This window comes from Epilithonimonas sp. (assembly GCF_032055105.1).
Taxonomy (GTDB): Bacteria; Bacteroidota; Bacteroidia; order Flavobacteriales; family Weeksellaceae; genus Epilithonimonas.
The window spans coordinates 33,401-48,855 of the sequence record NZ_DAMBRK010000018.1 but is presented as its reverse complement, the minus strand read 5'-3'; the positions used below and the strand labels follow the sequence as shown (position 1 = coordinate 48,855).

Sequence of the window (15,455 nt, the reverse complement as noted above, 5' to 3'; positions counted from 1 at the left end):
CAAGCGATTTTTTTATTTGATTCCGGAAACATTCATCTTTAAAGCGTAAACAGAGTGCGAAGCTGTTATAAATAAGGTTGAATTATTTTCTCCACCAAAAGTGACATTGGAAGTCCAGTTTTCATCAATGGGGATATGATTGATTTTTTCTCCTTTATTATTGAAAATGGTTATACCTTTCCCTGTAAGATATAGATTCCCTTGATTGTCCAAAGTCATTCCGTCTGATCCCATTTCGCAGAATAATTTCTTTTCGGACAATTTTCCTTCTCCTAAAATATCATAAACATAAGTTTTCCCAGCATCAATATCAGAAACATAAAGTTTTTTCAACTTTTGAGAACCTATGATTCCGTTTGGCTGAACAAAGGTATCTAACTTTGTGATGACTCCCTTTTTATTTCTGTAATAGAGGTTTTTCTCCGGAATTTCTACTTTAAAATTTTTCCAATAATCTCTTTTGTACAAAGGATCCGTGAAGTAGATTCCGCCATATTTATCAATCCAAAGATCATTGGGACCGTTCAATCTTTTATCTTCAAAACCTTTCACAAGAGCTTCAATAGACTTAGATTTAGAAACTCTCCAAACTTCACCATTATCATCGGAACAAGTAATTAAGTTATCGTTTTTGTCAAAATAAGTTCCGTTTGCTCTTCCTGTTTTACTAAGGAATAATTCGATTTGATTGGCTTTCCAATCCCAGAAATAGATTTTATCATTTGGCTGGTCTGTGAAATAGACATTTCCTTCTTTATTAGAAGCTGGACCTTCTGTAAAACTGAATTGACTAGAAAGTAATATTGGTGGAACGTCAAACAATTTTCCATTGGGATTTTGAACTTTGCAATTGACTAAAATGAGCAAAATCAAAACATAACCAAATTTGTAAAAACTTTTCATATGCAGATACTTTTTGTTTTTATTTTCCATATACAATTTCTGTTTCTTCATTGGCGCTTGTGTTTCCCGATAATAGAGATTGCATAATGAAATATATAAAGTTGCAAGATACAATTTGTATAAAAGAATTAAAAATAATTATCTTTGAAAATTCGATAAAAATCAATGAAACTCAATCTTCCTGACAAACTGTACTATTCTATTGGCGAAGTTGCCAAAGCTTTTGATGTTAATACGTCTCTCATTCGTTATTGGGAACAAGAATTCCCAATTATCAAACCGAAGAAAAACAAAAAAGGAAATCGATATTTTACACCTTCTGATATTGAGAATTTGAAGATTATCTATCATCTTGTTAAAGAAAAAGGTTATACATTAGACGGGGCGAGAGTTGCACTGACTACAAACTCCAGGATATCGGAAACCATTACCATTATTGATCGATTAGAATTCATAAAAGCAGAACTTCTTAAACTGAAAAACTCATTAAACGACTAATTTAGTCGTTTATTTTTTTGCCAAAATTCAATTTGGATTGGTTTTATTCTTAACTTTATAGAAACACAAAAGATGAAACCAAAACTACCTTTCCAAATCCGGAAAAGACAATTGTTAAGTCTTTTTATTTTCGGAATTCTCATTATTTTTTCTCAAATTGCTTTTTCGATTTATAAGAAAAATCAGCAATACGAAAAACCTCAAATAACCTTCATTTCTCCAAAAATTGAAGAGCTAATTTTAACTGAATTTAATCCCAATGATTTGGATGAAAGTCAATGGAAAAACCTTGGATTCAGCGAAAAGCAAATCAAAACGATCCTGAAATACAAAGAAATTGTTGGCGGAAATTTCAAATCAAAAGCTCAATTCAAAAAGTGTTATGCGGTTTCGGAGGAAAAATATGAACAGCTGAAAGATTATATTTTACTTCCAGAAACTAATTCTAATTTAAAAAATAGCACATTCGATTTCAAACCTTACGAGAAAAAGAGACTCAACATCAAAGGGAAATTCAATCCAGATTCTTATTCTCAAAAAGATTGGGAGAATCTTGGCTTTTCGGAGAAACAATCGGCTGCTATTCTGAAATATAAAAACTATCTCGGTGGAAGTTTCATCAGCAAAGAAAAATTGAAAGAATGTTTTATGATTAATGATGAACAATTTGCTCAGATGTCGCCTTTCCTTATTTTACCAAGTAAGACTCCAGAAAATTTGGCTAGTAAATTTGAAAAGAAAAAGGAAAAAGAAGTAGTGAAAATCAATCATTATTTTGATCCAAACGAACTTAATCTTGAACAATGGAAAGCATTAGGATTCTCGGAAAAACAAGCGAATGTAATCGTCAATTATCGTGATCGAAACTTGCGAGGAAGCTTTAAATCTATAGATGACATTCAAAAATGTTTTGTGATTTCGGAAGAAAAATTTGAAGAAATGAAGCCTTGGATTAAACTCTCTGTGGTCGAAAAACCGAAAGAAGAAAAACCAATTATCACAGAAAAAACGGATTATTCTAAAATTAATCTGAATGAAATTAGCTTCAAACAATTGCGAGAATTTGGTTTCACGGAAAAAGATGCGGCTGGAATTTTGGCTTTTAGAAAGAAACTAGGTGGTTTTGTCAATAAAAATCAATTATTGGAAACTTATGAAATCGACCGAGCTCTTGGAGAAAAACTAATTTACGATGCAAAAATTGACAATTCTCATGTTCCAAAATACAATCTAAAAGATGCTCCAGAAGAATGGCTGAAAAAACATCCGTATTTCCGATATTCTGCTGACCGAATTATCTTTTATAGAACAACTTATCCTGATGACAAAAAAATATGGAAATGGCTGAAACTAAAACCCGAGTTTGAAGAGAAAATGAGACTTTATACGATTAATGATAAATGATAGTTGATAATTGATGGTTGATAGTTGACAATAAAAAAATCTCGCAGATTTAGCAAATATAGCAGATTTTCTTATGATCTACTAAATCCAACAAATCTACGAGATCATTGTATTTTCATTTTATAAAAATCATTCAAACGTTTTACTAGAGTCTTCTAATAATCCGTTAAGTTCGTTCATTTCTTGTGGAGTCAGATCGCGCCATTTCCCAACAGGAAGATCGAGTTTGATATTCATTATTCGGATTCTCTTGAGTTTTTTCACCTCGTAGCCAAGATGCTCGCACATTCTACGGATTTGGCGATTCAGTCCTTGTGTCAGAACAATCCGGAAATTCATTGTATCGATTTTCTCGACTTCACATTTTTTGGTAATTGTATCAAGAATCGGAACACCATTTCTCATTTTTTCAAGAAATTTTTCGGTAATAGGTTTATCAACTCTTACGTAATATTCTTTCTCGTGATTGTTTCGAGCTCGTAAAATTTTGTTGACGATGTCTCCGTCAGAAGTTAAAAGAATAAGACCTTCACTCGGTTTATCCAACCTTCCGATTGGGAAAATACGTTTTGGATGATTAATATAGTCAACAATATTGTTTTTCTCACGTTTCGTATCTGTTGTACAAACGATACCAATAGGTTTATTGAAAGCGATGTAAACAAATTCTTCTTCAGTTTTTTTGATGGTTTTTCCATCTACGAAAATCTCATCTTCGTCAGAAACTTTGGTTCCCAATTCCGGAACTTTCCCATTGATGGTAATTCTACCTTCTTCCAAAAGTCTGTCTGCTTCTCTTCTGGAGCAAAAACCTACTTCTGACAAATACTTGTTGATTCTTATTTTTTCCATTAATCTTTACCGTAAACTGTTTAATTCTTTTTACTAAAAACCGTTATGCTTCCAGAAAGTCCTATAAACCAAGCATTAGAAACATTAGAGTTATATCTATAGATGAACAATCCAATTTCCTGATTCAATCTTTTTGAAAAGAAATCCTGATAGCCAATTTTTCCTCCAAAATAATGTGTATCACTTACATTAGATTGATTGAACTGTTTTCCATACTCAAACTCGAATGTGGTTGCTGCCGTATCACCTTTGATAATAAATTTAGGCTGAATAACCCAATTGAGCAAATGCAAATTATCTGAAATATAATTGTACTTAATCCCTGTTCCCAAAGCAAAAAAAGACAATAACTGATAACCTCCCACAACACCAACGCCATAAGTAAAATCATTGGGAAGATAAGGGGAAACATATTGCTGATAATAAGCATCATTCTTATGCTGACTGTCTTTTATCGAGTTTCCAAGATTATAACCGACCTGAACATTCGGGCTGATGTAAAACCCCATTGTTTTACTATATTTTTCTTCCGATTGTGCAAAAGCTAAAACCGAAAAAAGCAAAGTTATAATAAGTAAATTTTTCTTCATTCAATATCTTTTCACTAATTTATCTCTAACAAAATTCTGTTTAAAATATTTAGCAAAGCTATGTTTTATTAAAATTGAATACAAAAAAAACTCTACTTTTCAGTAGAGCTTTTAAGTCAATTAGAAAGTCATTATTTTTTGATTACTTTCTTAGTATAAATTTGGTTATCTGCATTCACTTTTACAAGATAACTTCCCTTTGCAAGATTTGAAACATTCAAAGACTTAGCACCATCATTTGCTGACTTAACCAATTTACCTGCAGCATCGTAAACCTCAACAGAAGTTACTTTACCTTGAAGATCAAAATTAACAACATCTACAACAGGGTTTGGATAAACTGTAAAGATATCTTTTTTGGAAACGTCAGAAGTCGCTAAAGTAGCATCAGCAATTTGAATATTATCTACAATATATCCGCTAGAATAATTATCAGTTGTTAAATCAATGATGTCTAAACTAACAGCATCTACTATAGAACCAGTTAAAACTAGATTACCATTCAAATAATATTCAATTTGATTTGCTGTAAGATCGACAACATATTTCAATTTATAGACTGTATTTGCAGTCCAAGTTCCAACAACTTGATAAGAAGTTCCGTCATAAGCATTGATACCTCCTTCATAATCGAAATAAAATGATGCAATAGGATTATAATCAACATCATACAAATCAACTGCCTGATCTGACCCATCTAATTCATCAATTCTAATATCTAAAGAAAGATCAGTTTTGGAAAAAGCATTAATTTGTTTTTCAATACCCATCATATCACCTGTATAGTATTCATCGCTTACAAGTCTGTAAGAATTAGCACCGTCAGTAGGTTGTAGGTTTGTAACTTGAGTCATAGCACTTACCGCATCGCCCCAAACTGCCCAGCCTTTTTGTCCATCTAAAGATCCTAAAGAATACCCTTCTGATGTCTCGAAAGAAATTTTTGTTTGAGCATTAACCGAATAAAAAATTGCTGATGTAGCAAAGAAAGATAATAGAATTTTTTTCATATTATTTATTTAAATTAAACATTCGTTTTAAAAAAGGATAGCGAAAATAGCACATCCTTATTAAATAAACAATAGAATTAAACAGTAATTTAAACTTTAACTTATCATTTTTATTAGCATATAAATTAAATTTCAAGATATTATCATTCCAAAATTCAACAACTACTGACAATTTATTATGGAATAGATAAAATAAAACAATTTAATTATTAAAATAGAATTCGTTATCAAGGTAATCAGAAGTCGCATTATCTACAGAATAATCACCGATTTTTGTTCTTCTAAGTTGTGTAAGATAAGCACCAACTTCTAACCCCTGCCCAATATCGTGAGCCAAACTTCTGATATACGTTCCTTTTGAACATCCAACTGTAAAAGAAACTAAAGGCAAATCAATTTTAATATCATTAATATAATGAATCGTTGTTTTTCTAGATTTCATTTCCACTTCTTCTCCAGCTCTTGCAAGATCATAAGCGCGTTTTCCATCAATTTTAAGTGCAGAAAAAACAGGAGGTTTCTGATCGATTTCACCGATGAATTTTTCTAAAATATTATAAATCTGTTCTTCTGTAATATGAGAATAATCTTGATGCAAAATCTCGGGTTTCTCGGTGTCGTAAGATTCGGTTTGAACGCCGATTTTTATCTCTGTCCAATATTCTTTTGCTGCATCTTGAATCTCAGGAATTTTCTTCGTGAATTTTCCTGTACAAACAATCAAAAGTCCAGTTGCTCGTGGATCCAAAGTTCCAGCATGCCCAATTTTGAATTTCTTTGGCAGTTCTTTGAACTCTCTTTTGAGTTTATATTTCAACTTGTTAACAGCCTGAAAACTGGTCCAATCCAAAGGTTTGTCCAATAGAAATATGTGTCCGGATTGTAATTCTTCTGCCGTCATTCTAAGTATTAAAGTATTTTTTGAGTTTGAGAGTTGGAAAGTATTACTTAAAGAAATAGAAATAAATCAACAAAGCGATACCAACAAAAATACGATACCAGCCCCAAGGTCGGAAACCATATTTATTCAACAAAGCAATGAAAGATTTGATAGCAATCCAAGCAACAACAAATGCGACAATATTCCCAATTATGAAAATTAAAATATGGTCTTGGGATTCCAAAATCATTTCGTAGCCTTTCATTGGATTTGGCGTTTCTTTACCCCAAGTTTTTACAAAAATTGAATAAACAGTCACTGCCAACATCGTTGGAACTGCCAAGAAAAAAGAGAATTCAGCAGCCGCTTTTCTGGATAAACCTTGTGCCATTCCTCCAATGATGGATGCTGCACTTCTACTCGTCCCAGGCATCATTGCCAAACATTGCCAAAAACCAATGGTTACAGCTTTTTTGATTGTAATTTCTTTCTCATCGTGAACAATCGGGTTTTTGAACCAATTATCTGCGAATAACAAAACAACGCCACCTAAAACCAAAACAGACGAAATAGCGATTTGATTTCCCAAAACAGATTCTATTAAATCATCCAAGAAAAAACCAATTCCTAAAGCTGGCATTACTGCAAAAGCTAATTTATAATAAAACTGAAGATTGCTGAAATCAAAGAACTTTTTCCAATAAGCAACCACCACGGAAAGTATCGCTCCAAACTGAATTGAAACTTGAAACATTTTTAGAAATTCGGTTTCTTCCAATCCCATTAGATTAGCCGCAAACCCCATATGAGCGGTTGAAGAAATCGGAAGGTATTCTGTAAGTCCTTCTATAATTGCAATGATAATTGCCTTTATCAAATCCATAGTTTCTGTTTTTATTAATAAAAAACTTTGCCTCGAATGATCAAGACAAAGCTTTTATTTTATTTAAATTTAAAATTAATCTTTGTTTCTTTTCAGAATTGCAACCACCTGAACTACAAAACCAGTAATCACCAAAAGCGGAGCAAGCCTGATTCTTCTGAATGAGAAAATATCCTCGTTCCAATAATTAGGATCCAATTTCCCGTCTGGTGTTGTATTTGCATCAGCTCCCATCATCAGAACAAATCCTAAGAGAATCAATCCCAAACCAATTAACATCAATTTGAAATTTTTATTTCCAAAATAGAATGCTTTTTTCTCCACCGTTTCGGATGTCCCAAACTGATCTGCAGAATATTTATTTTTTGTTTTTTTTGCCATTTTTAAGAGTAATAAAGGTCATCCACATTGCTTCGTAAGAATCTCCAAGTTGCAAAGATAGTACTTGCTACTGTAATAAAAATACCAACAAACAAAACTATTAATACCAAAACAACATACTGATTGGTGTCTTGTACAAAAGGGGTTCCAATTTGATTGGTGAAATAATACCAGATTCCGCCTAAAGCTAAAAGTCCGATAAATGCGCCAATTAAACCAAGAACCAAAGCTTCTTTGATAAAAGGCATTAGAATAAATCTTCTTTTCGCCCCAACCAACTGCATTGTTTTGATAATGAATCTTTTAGAGAATATCTTAAGCCTGATTGAATTATTAATCAAAACCATTGCAACAATCAAGAATAAAATTGAAAATGCTAAAATCCAAGTCAAGATTCTGTTTAGATTATTGTAAACATCTATAGTTAGCTTATTGTCGTTCGCTACATCTTTTATACCTTTTATGGCTTTTAATTGAGCTACAACACCGTCAATTTTTGCTGGATCTACAAACTCGGGTTTCAAAGTAACCTCAACAGATGCAGGGAAAATATCTTCTTCAAACAATGCATCAGCGTCTATTCCTAGTTGCTTTTTAGCAAGAACTGTCGCTTGTTGTTTGGAAATATACTTGGCTTGTTTTACATAATTTTGCTCCTTGATTTTCGCAAAAGTCTCTTCCTGAAATTTTAGTGTTTTCGCAGAATCTCTCGGGTCAAGATACTCATCAAAATAAGCTTCTACAACTAATTGTTCTTTGATATAATCAGAATATTTTTGAGCATTAATCAAAATCAATCCAAATAATCCTACAAGGAACAAAACCAGTGAAATACTGATAACTACAGTAATATTGCTGGATCGGAGTCTACTTTTGTTAAAATCGTCAACGGTCTTTGGCATCAAAAAAATTTTTGCTAAAATAGAAATTTTCGTTTAATAATTGGTTTTAGTCTCTGTTAATAAAATCATAAAAACTTTATAAAATGTACTATTTCATTCCTTTTTGAGAAAATTTAAACTCGGCATTTTTATTGTTTAAAGAATTTTACCAAATCAAGAATTATGAAAATTTTACGTCAAACCAGAGGCAAAAATTTCTTCTACATCAATCAACATAATGAAAAACTGAAGGATCAAGATAAAATCGATTTTATCCAATCTCTTGTAATTCCGCCAGCGTGGACCAATGTAGAAATTACCACCAACAGACGGGCAAAAATATTGGCTATTGGACGCGACCAGAAAGGCAGAAAACAATATATTTATAATCCCAAATTTCGTGCGAAAAAAGACGCGGACAAGTTTGACAGAATCCTCCATTTTGCAGAAAATCTGGAGCATATGAGACGGGTTACCGGACAACATCTTCGTAAGAAAAAAATGACCCGCGAAAAAGTAATGGCCGCTATGGTAAGACTTCTGGACTCTGCTTATTTCCGACCTGGAAGTCCAAAATACACGCAGCAAAATAAAAGTTATGGCTTAACGACAATCCGTAAAAAACACTTGAGTATAGAAGGAGACGAAATAATTTTTTCTTACAAAGGAAAATCGGGAAAATTCCAGGAAAAGCACATCATTAATTCAAAATTATCAAAAGTTATTGCCCAATTGGAAGAATTGCCTGGCTACAGACTTTTTAAATATTATGATGAAAATGAAGAATTAATTTTGGTAGAAAGCCAGGATCTTAACCAATACATCAAAGAAGTAATGGGCGAAGAATTTTCCGCAAAAGACTTCCGAACCTGGGCTGGAACTATGATTGCCGCAGGAATATTAGACGAACTTGGCATCTGTGAAAAACAACAGCAAAAAGAAATGAATAAAAGAATCCGAAATGCTATCGTTGCCGTATCCGAAAGATTGGGAAATACGCCTGCCGTTGCCCGAGATTCTTATATTGATCCCAGAATTTTTGAACATTATAAAAACGGACAAACCATCCAATATTTCCAGAAAGAAATTAAAAAACTTTTGAAGAAAAACGAAAACCTATCTGAAACAGAAATTGGCGTGTTGTATATGTTGAAATCTAAGATAAAGGCTTCGAGAGCCTCAGCCTGACAAGGCATTATATCAATTAGTACGATAAATACTTGAAGACGTTTCCAATTTTGTTAATTAAATCTGTAGGTAACGTTGCTTCTTTTGAGAATTCCTCAGCTGCAAAATCACCGGCTTTTCCGTGAAGCCAAACTCCGAAAACACAAGCTTTTTCGACGTCATATTTTTGAGAAATCAATGATGTTAAAATTCCTGTGAGAACATCACCACTTCCGCCTTTTGCCATTCCGGAATTGCCTGTGATGTTATAGAAAACCTTTTGATTTGGTGTAATTACAACCGTATGATGATCTTTTAGAATAATAAAAATCTGTAATTCTTCTGCTTTTTGTTTTGCTAATTCTAATCTTTCAAAAGAGTTTTCTGTTTTCCCAAACAATCTTTCAAATTCCAAAGGATGTGGTGTAATGACAGAATGTTTTGGAATTAGATTTAATTTTTGATTTTCTGCTAAAATGTTAAGCGCATCTGCATCCAGAACAACCGAATTCTTATAATTTTCAAGAAATTCTAATAGAGCTTTTTGTGTTTCGATTTTCTTCCCCAAACCTGGTCCGATTCCGTAAACTGCTTTATTCTGAATTTCTATTTCATTAATATGATTTTCCCCTGAATCTATGAACATTGCTTCAGGAACCTGAGATTGAAGAATAATATTTCCACATTTCGGAGCAATTGTAAAAGTCAACCCGCTTCCGGTTTTCAAAGCTGATAAAGTTGACATCAAAACTGCACCGATTTTACCATAACTTCCGCCAACCAAAACACTTTTCCCATAAGTCCCTTTATGACTGAATTCTTCTCTAGGTTTGTAAATGTTTTTAATTAAAGTTTCATCAACTACAAAATAATCGGTTTCTGTTTTATTAATAAAATCTTCATCAAGATCAATATCCAAAACGATAATACTTCCGCAAAACTTTCCCGTTTCTGGATGAAGAAAACTTCTTTTATAGAATTGAAAAGTCAATGTGAAATCTGCTTTAAAAACTACAGAATCTTCGTCAATCATCTTGTCTGCAAATAATCCTGTTGGAACATCAATAGAAATCTTCGAAGCCTGAATTTGGTTCAGATTTTCAATTAAATTTTTAAATTCTTCAGACAATTCCCGATTCAATCCATAACCGAATAACGCGTCAATGATTATAGAATTATCACGGTTATCAAATTCAGAATAATCTTTAATTGTAATTCCGCTGATTGGTTTTATTTTATTAAGATTAATTTTTGCATCTTCAGAAAACTTAGAGTTATTTTCATCAATAAAAACATCGACATCAAATCCTTTCTCATAAAGCATTCTTGCAATTGCGAATCCATCTCCTCCATTATTTCCGTTTCCACAAAAGATGGAGAAACTTTGATTTGATTTAAAATTATCACCAATCCAATCAGCACAATTCTTGGCTGCTTTTTCCATCAAATTAATGGAAGAAATTCCTTTTTCTATGGTTGCAGAATCACATTCTTTGATTTGAGAAGATGAAAGGATTTTCATTAGAATTAAATTTTAAAAGAGTGCAGTTTCAAATTTAATCAATAATACTCTTTTATCAATAGTAATAAATAAATCGATTTAAAAAAAAATTGATACTTTTGTTTATAACTAACTATAAAAAAATACAACTATGGGATTTGTAAAAGAATTTAAAGAGTTTGCATTCAAAGGGAATGTAGTTGACTTAGCAGTCGGTGTTATCATAGGTGCTGCATTTGGAGCTATTGTAAAATCATTGGTCGATGATGTTATCACTCCGCTTCTATTGACACCTGCTTTGAAAGCTGCCGGTGCAGAAAACATCAAAGAACTAGCTTGGAATGGCGTGACCTATGGAAATTTCCTTTCTTCCGTCATTAGTTTTCTGGTGATTGCATTTGTTTTATTTTGGTTGATTAAACTAGCCAACAAGTTCAACAAAAAACCAGAAGCTGCACCAGCCGGGCCATCTTCTACAGATCAATTACTGATGGAAATCCGTGACGAACTTAAGAAAAAAGCATAATAAAAATCGCCACTTTTGGAGTGGCGATTTTTTTAAGTTAGTTTCAATCCGAAAAAGATTATTAGAAGTGATTTAGTATTACTTCTCAATATCCAACTCAATTCTATTATTATCTTTTTTGATTCGAGCTTTCAAACGTTCTTCTTGTTCTTTTGCAATTTTGGTAGAAGTCCCATCTTTTCCCGTTAAAACGATAGACGTTCCGCCCATTTGGATTTGCTTGATTCCTTTTGTAGGATCATTTTCGTATTCTTTAATCACTTTCTGAAACTGTTTGGAATTGACGGCAATTTCTTTAGCGTCAAAAACATTAATATCCAATTCTTTTTTTATATTTTTGATTCCTTTCAATTCTAGTTTGTGAGAACCTGTTTTGTCTTCAATCTTAACAATCAGCCCTGGTAAACCATTAAATTTATAAGGTCCATCTTGAATGGGAATTTCTGTAGAAAACCAAGCCATCCAATGTCTGCCAGCAAAATCTGCTTCAGCTTTTTGAGCATTCCACTCTGCTATCTTTTCTTTATCTGATGAGATTTTCCAGTTGATTTTTCTGTCGTCGGAAATATTGTAAGCATCCATTCCCAATCTGCGATGGAGATTAATTTTATAATCAGGATAAGTTTTTGTTACCGAATATCTTACATCTCCTTTTCGCATATCCGATTTTACATTGATAGAACCTGTAGCAGCCAATTGTTTTTCCAAATCCACCTTCATAATAGAATCCGAATTAAAAACGGTGTAACTGTAATATTTGGAACCATCTTTTGTGGTATCCAACAACATCATTTCTGTTTTAACATCCTCAAGATTGGTTGAATCCGAAATGAATTTGTATTCGTAAATGAATCGTTTGTTTTGAGCAATTGTCAAAACTCCTAAAAACGTAAAAAGTAAAAGTAATTTTCTCATATATAAATTATTAAAAAAGCCGGCGAACCGGCTAAAGAATTATGAATGTACTTGTTTATTTTGTAATAACTTCGATTTTCCCTATTCCATTAGTTTTGAAAACACTCATCGAAGAAATTATGCTAGGATCTAATTTCTGAAGTTCTGACTTTTCGACCTGTTTTCCATCAATATAAATTGTTGTATTATCCAAATTAGAAGATGATGCAGTTTTGTTGAGAACAAAAGTCTTATTGGAAGCGTTAATCTTTGGACTATCAACAAACACTATTTTATTAGGAGAATCCAAATTAGAATTAAAGCTAATTGTCCAAGGATTATTCTGACGCATCTCTTTGTTCAATTCACGTTGCTTTTCCTGAAGCTTCTTTTGCTCTTTCATCAGTTCTTTCTGCTTTTCCTGAAGTTGCTTTCTTTTTTTCTCCATTTTTTTCAATTCTTTTGGAGACAATTTGGATTTAGCTTCATTAAAGAAATTATCATCAGAAAAATTAAATTTGAAATTACTTGTCAAGTCTTTAAACTCAGGAAAATCGCTTGCATCAAAACCATAAGCTACTGTTCCATCCGTAAAAGCATCTTTCCCAAATTGGTCTTTTATCATTTTCTGAAACTCGTCATTAGTATAAGTTTTCCCATACTTTTCAAGCGCATCTTGTGCTCTTTTCTGTGCATCCTGAATCTTTTTCTTGAATTCAGGAGAATTGATTTTAATCTGCATTTTCTCAACTTGTTCCTGTGCATTTTCCAAATTCTTTTGGAACTTTGGAGATTTCATCATTCGTTCAGCTATTTTTGCTTGCTTTTCTGCATCAGCAATTCTCTTTTTAAATTCTGGAGAATTAACCATTGCTTCAGCATCTCTGCCCGCTTTTTTTGCGTCGGCAATTCTTTTCTTGAATTCAGGAGAATCATACATTTTAGCCATCGCTTCAGAATGTTCTTCCAAACCTTTTAGATTTTTTTGATAGTTGTCAGAATCTACAATAGACTGCATTTGATTAGAAAGATTTTCCAAATCATTTTCTAAAGCCTTATATTCTGATGAATCTTCTTTTTTAGCTTTTTTAAGAGCCGATAATGCTTTGCTTTTTTCAGCCATTTTTGCACTAAGCGCAGACATCTTCAAATGGTCTTCTTTCAAAGCTTCAGAATATAATTGTGTTTGTTTTTGATGACTCATCGATAAACTGTCAAACTCGGAAGTTTTAGGTTTTATCGTGTCATTTTTCATTTCGTTTACAGCAATTTCAATTGCTTTGTTCGTTTCTGTAATTTCTTTGTTTTTTGCATTCACCATATAGGCGAATACCATAAAGAATAAAATTGGTAGCGCAAAAAGTTTGCGTGCGTAGCTGTACTTGGTTTGGTTTTTTGTTAGCATTGTAAGTCTTTTTTTGAGGTTAGATGATAAAAAAGGACTTGTAACAGGAATCACCGACCCCGAGAAATGACTCTCGAGAAGCATCTGCGCAAATGCTCTGGTGTCGGACTTTTTAACTGCTTTGTTGTCCGCCAAGTATTCGTGAATAAGATTGATTTCTTTGTTGATGAAGTAAAACACAGGATTGAACCAGAAAACAGATTTGGAAACCTGCATCAGAAGTTTGTCCCAACTGTGTTTTTGTTCTATATGAACCATCTCGTGTTTCAGAATCTGCTGACCAACAGGAGAATTAATCTCTATTGACTTTTTCCAGAACAGGTTTCTGAAGAATGAAAACGGCGCATTATTAAGATTGGTTTGATAAAATTTAATTCCCTCGATTGTTTCATTCGGGAACTGATTTTTTATCGAATTGATTTTTAAAATTCCTAATATTAATCTAATTAAAAGAGTGACTGAAACCACTCCAATAATTGTATAAAAAACTGAATAAATAGTGATATCATAGTTTGTTGTTTGAGATTGATTTTGATTGAATCCGCTCAACAGCAGATACAAATTCTTGTTTGTTTCTATCGTAAAATAAGAAACTTTTATCAGAGGCAGAACAAGACTCACAACCACCGAAGACAAAAGATAAAATCTATTGTAATGATGAAAAGTCTTATCCTTTAAAAACAAAAGATAATAGGCAAACATCACTGCTGAGCAGAGAATCATCTTGCCAAAATAAAGTAAAATTAGTTCCATTATTCCTTGTTTTTAAGTTCGTTTAACAAAAGCTCCAAATCTTTTACACTAATTTCGTTTTCTTCTACCAAAAACGAAACCGCATTGGTATATGACCCTTCAAAATAATTCTTAACCAAGCTTCTGATAGACTTTCCGCTGTAATTCTCTTTACTTATCAATGGGAAATATTCGTGTTGTCTTCCAAAAGTTTTGTAATTCACAAATCCTTTTTCCATCAAGATTTTCAAAATCGTAGAAATCGTGTTGGTATGCGGTTTTGGTTCGGGAAACAATTCTAAAACGTCTTTTAAAAAACCTTTCTCTATCTGCCAAAGGTACTGCATTACCTGTTCTTCTGCTTTGGTTAACTTATTCATAATCTAATACTTTAAAAACAATCAATCTTATATCACTAAAAACTTAGTAATACAAATGTAGGATTAATTTTCATTCGTACAACTATTTTTATAGTTAAAAGACGTTAAATATTATAACTAATTGAAAATCAAAATACAAACAATTATTACTCAAAATTTCCATTCTATGACTTGACTTGTATCGAAAAAGTCTTATCTTTGCACCACAATATCGCGAGGTAGAGCAGTAGGTAGCTCGTCGGGCTCATAACCCGGAGGTCGCACGTTCGAGTCGTGTCCTCGCAACCAAATCAAGAGAATCACAATTGTGGTTCTCTTTTTTTTATTTCATAAACTAAGAATTTGTTTGTAGAATTGGTTATAATATCATCTCATAGATCCCGCTAATTAAGCAGATTATTTCTATCAGCAGAATTGCTATATCTGCGAGAATTTTAAAATTTAGAATTCAATTAAAGAAAATAAAAACACCAATTCGCTTGACTTGTATTGAAAAAGTCGTATATTTGCAGTACAATATCGCGAGGTAGAGCAGTAGGTAGCTCGTCGGGCTCATAACCCGGAGGTC

At 32.6% G+C, this 15,455-nt stretch carries 16 protein-coding genes and 2 tRNA genes (1 of these 18 cut by a window edge); 6 read left to right on the top strand and 12 right to left on the bottom strand.

Annotated features, from left to right (window positions below; translation table 11 throughout):
* Window positions 1-12 precede the first annotated feature (12 nt).
* Window positions 13-954, bottom strand: a complete 942-nt coding sequence (locus RTY06_RS13965) for an SMP-30/gluconolactonase/LRE family protein (RefSeq protein WP_312825590.1) — start codon at window positions 952-954, stop codon at window positions 13-15.
* 114 nt (window positions 955-1,068) lie between these two features.
* On the opposite strand from RTY06_RS13965, the gene RTY06_RS13960 reads away from it, so the two are divergent.
* A complete protein-coding gene (locus RTY06_RS13960; protein WP_120212914.1) occupies window positions 1,069-1,401 on the top strand; it encodes a MerR family transcriptional regulator in 333 nt (110 codons plus the stop codon).
* Window positions 1,402-1,473: 72 nt separating this feature from the next.
* Window positions 1,474-2,805, top strand: coding sequence for a helix-hairpin-helix domain-containing protein (locus tag RTY06_RS13955; RefSeq protein ID WP_312825589.1), 1,332 nt, complete (start codon window positions 1,474-1,476; stop codon window positions 2,803-2,805).
* 129 nt (window positions 2,806-2,934) lie between these two features.
* Here RTY06_RS13955 and rluF read toward each other — a convergent pair whose 3' ends face one another.
* The 7 genes from rluF to RTY06_RS13920 form a co-directional block, all read right to left on the bottom strand.
* Window positions 2,935-3,657 (bottom strand): 23S rRNA pseudouridine(2604) synthase RluF, encoded by a 723-nt coding sequence (gene rluF / locus RTY06_RS13950; protein ID WP_312825588.1) that lies wholly within the window; start codon window positions 3,655-3,657, stop codon window positions 2,935-2,937.
* A 20-nt stretch (window positions 3,658-3,677) separates the two neighbouring features.
* Window positions 3,678-4,247 (bottom strand): hypothetical protein, encoded by a 570-nt coding sequence (locus RTY06_RS13945; RefSeq protein ID WP_312825587.1) that lies wholly within the window; start codon window positions 4,245-4,247, stop codon window positions 3,678-3,680.
* Window positions 4,248-4,378: 131 nt separating this feature from the next.
* Window positions 4,379-5,257: a T9SS type A sorting domain-containing protein gene (locus RTY06_RS13940; RefSeq protein ID WP_312825586.1), complete on the bottom strand. Its 879-nt coding sequence runs from the start codon at window positions 5,255-5,257 to the stop codon at window positions 4,379-4,381.
* Between the two features lie 202 nt (window positions 5,258-5,459).
* Window positions 5,460-6,158 carry a tRNA pseudouridine(55) synthase TruB gene (truB, locus tag RTY06_RS13935; protein ID WP_312825585.1) on the bottom strand — a complete coding sequence of 233 codons (699 nt, stop codon included), beginning with the start codon at window positions 6,156-6,158 and terminating at the stop codon, window positions 5,460-5,462.
* A 43-nt stretch (window positions 6,159-6,201) separates the two neighbouring features.
* A complete protein-coding gene (locus RTY06_RS13930; RefSeq protein ID WP_312825584.1) occupies window positions 6,202-7,020 on the bottom strand; it encodes an undecaprenyl-diphosphate phosphatase in 819 nt (272 codons plus the stop codon).
* A 75-nt stretch (window positions 7,021-7,095) separates the two neighbouring features.
* Window positions 7,096-7,401: a DUF3098 domain-containing protein gene (locus tag RTY06_RS13925; protein ID WP_312825583.1), complete on the bottom strand. Its 306-nt coding sequence runs from the start codon at window positions 7,399-7,401 to the stop codon at window positions 7,096-7,098.
* A 2-nt stretch (window positions 7,402-7,403) separates the two neighbouring features.
* Entirely contained in the window at window positions 7,404-8,303 is a 900-nt protein-coding gene (locus tag RTY06_RS13920; RefSeq protein WP_312825582.1) for a cell division protein FtsX, read from the bottom strand.
* Window positions 8,304-8,465: 162 nt separating this feature from the next.
* On the opposite strand from RTY06_RS13920, the gene RTY06_RS13915 reads away from it, so the two are divergent.
* Entirely contained in the window at window positions 8,466-9,470 is a 1,005-nt protein-coding gene (locus RTY06_RS13915) for a DNA topoisomerase IB (protein ID WP_312825581.1), read from the top strand.
* A 16-nt stretch (window positions 9,471-9,486) separates the two neighbouring features.
* Here the strand turns inward: RTY06_RS13915 and RTY06_RS13910 are convergent, their stop codons facing one another.
* Complete coding sequence (locus RTY06_RS13910; protein WP_312825580.1) at window positions 9,487-10,971, bottom strand: NAD(P)H-hydrate dehydratase; 1,485 nt, start codon at window positions 10,969-10,971, stop codon at window positions 9,487-9,489.
* 130 nt (window positions 10,972-11,101) lie between these two features.
* On the opposite strand from RTY06_RS13910, the gene mscL reads away from it, so the two are divergent.
* Window positions 11,102-11,476, top strand: a complete 375-nt coding sequence (mscL, locus tag RTY06_RS13905) for a large conductance mechanosensitive channel protein MscL (RefSeq protein WP_312825579.1) — start codon at window positions 11,102-11,104, stop codon at window positions 11,474-11,476.
* A gap of 78 nt (window positions 11,477-11,554) precedes the next feature.
* Here the strand turns inward: mscL and RTY06_RS13900 are convergent, their stop codons facing one another.
* Genes RTY06_RS13900 through RTY06_RS13890 form a run of 3 tightly spaced genes read right to left on the bottom strand, consistent with a single transcriptional unit; the run spans window position 11,555 to window position 14,887 of the window.
* Window positions 11,555-12,391, bottom strand: coding sequence for a GLPGLI family protein (locus RTY06_RS13900; protein ID WP_312825578.1), 837 nt, complete (start codon window positions 12,389-12,391; stop codon window positions 11,555-11,557).
* A gap of 55 nt (window positions 12,392-12,446) precedes the next feature.
* On the bottom strand, window positions 12,447-14,528 hold the full coding sequence (locus tag RTY06_RS13895) for a M56 family metallopeptidase (protein WP_312825577.1): 2,082 nt from the start codon (window positions 14,526-14,528) through the stop codon (window positions 12,447-12,449).
* Window positions 14,528-14,887 carry a BlaI/MecI/CopY family transcriptional regulator gene (locus RTY06_RS13890; protein WP_312825576.1) on the bottom strand — a complete coding sequence of 120 codons (360 nt, stop codon included), beginning with the start codon at window positions 14,885-14,887 and terminating at the stop codon, window positions 14,528-14,530. Before RTY06_RS13890 ends, RTY06_RS13895 begins: the two co-directional genes overlap by 1 nt.
* A gap of 212 nt (window positions 14,888-15,099) precedes the next feature.
* Here RTY06_RS13890 and RTY06_RS13885 point away from each other — a divergent pair.
* Together RTY06_RS13885 and RTY06_RS13880 are read left to right on the top strand one after the other, a co-directional pair.
* A tRNA-Met gene (locus tag RTY06_RS13885) sits at window positions 15,100-15,175 on the top strand.
* Window positions 15,176-15,407: 232 nt separating this feature from the next.
* Window positions 15,408-15,455 (top strand) — tRNA-Met (locus RTY06_RS13880); it runs 128 nt beyond the window's last position.

Coding starts and splice junctions, on each gene's coding strand:
- RTY06_RS13925 (WP_312825583.1), bottom strand. CDS start 7,401: ATGGCAAAAAAAACAAAAAATAAATATTCTGCAGATCAGTTTGGGACA.
- RTY06_RS13930 (WP_312825584.1), bottom strand. CDS start 7,020: ATGGATTTGATAAAGGCAATTATCATTGCAATTATAGAAGGACTTACA.
- mscL (WP_312825579.1), top strand. CDS start 11,102: ATGGGATTTGTAAAAGAATTTAAAGAGTTTGCATTCAAAGGGAATGTA.
- RTY06_RS13910 (WP_312825580.1), bottom strand. CDS start 10,971: ATGAAAATCCTTTCATCTTCTCAAATCAAAGAATGTGATTCTGCAACC.
- RTY06_RS13895 (WP_312825577.1), bottom strand. CDS start 14,528: ATGGAACTAATTTTACTTTATTTTGGCAAGATGATTCTCTGCTCAGCA.
- RTY06_RS13890 (WP_312825576.1), bottom strand. CDS start 14,887: ATGAATAAGTTAACCAAAGCAGAAGAACAGGTAATGCAGTACCTTTGG.
- RTY06_RS13965 (WP_312825590.1), bottom strand. CDS start 954: ATGAAGAAACAGAAATTGTATATGGAAAATAAAAACAAAAAGTATCTG.
- RTY06_RS13940 (WP_312825586.1), bottom strand. CDS start 5,257: ATGAAAAAAATTCTATTATCTTTCTTTGCTACATCAGCAATTTTTTAT.
- RTY06_RS13920 (WP_312825582.1), bottom strand. CDS start 8,303: ATGCCAAAGACCGTTGACGATTTTAACAAAAGTAGACTCCGATCCAGC.
- truB (WP_312825585.1), bottom strand. CDS start 6,158: ATGACGGCAGAAGAATTACAATCCGGACACATATTTCTATTGGACAAA.
- RTY06_RS13960 (WP_120212914.1), top strand. CDS start 1,069: ATGAAACTCAATCTTCCTGACAAACTGTACTATTCTATTGGCGAAGTT.
- RTY06_RS13945 (WP_312825587.1), bottom strand. CDS start 4,247: ATGAAGAAAAATTTACTTATTATAACTTTGCTTTTTTCGGTTTTAGCT.
- rluF (WP_312825588.1), bottom strand. CDS start 3,657: ATGGAAAAAATAAGAATCAACAAGTATTTGTCAGAAGTAGGTTTTTGC.
- RTY06_RS13900 (WP_312825578.1), bottom strand. CDS start 12,391: ATGAGAAAATTACTTTTACTTTTTACGTTTTTAGGAGTTTTGACAATT.
- RTY06_RS13915 (WP_312825581.1), top strand. CDS start 8,466: ATGAAAATTTTACGTCAAACCAGAGGCAAAAATTTCTTCTACATCAAT.
- RTY06_RS13955 (WP_312825589.1), top strand. CDS start 1,474: ATGAAACCAAAACTACCTTTCCAAATCCGGAAAAGACAATTGTTAAGT.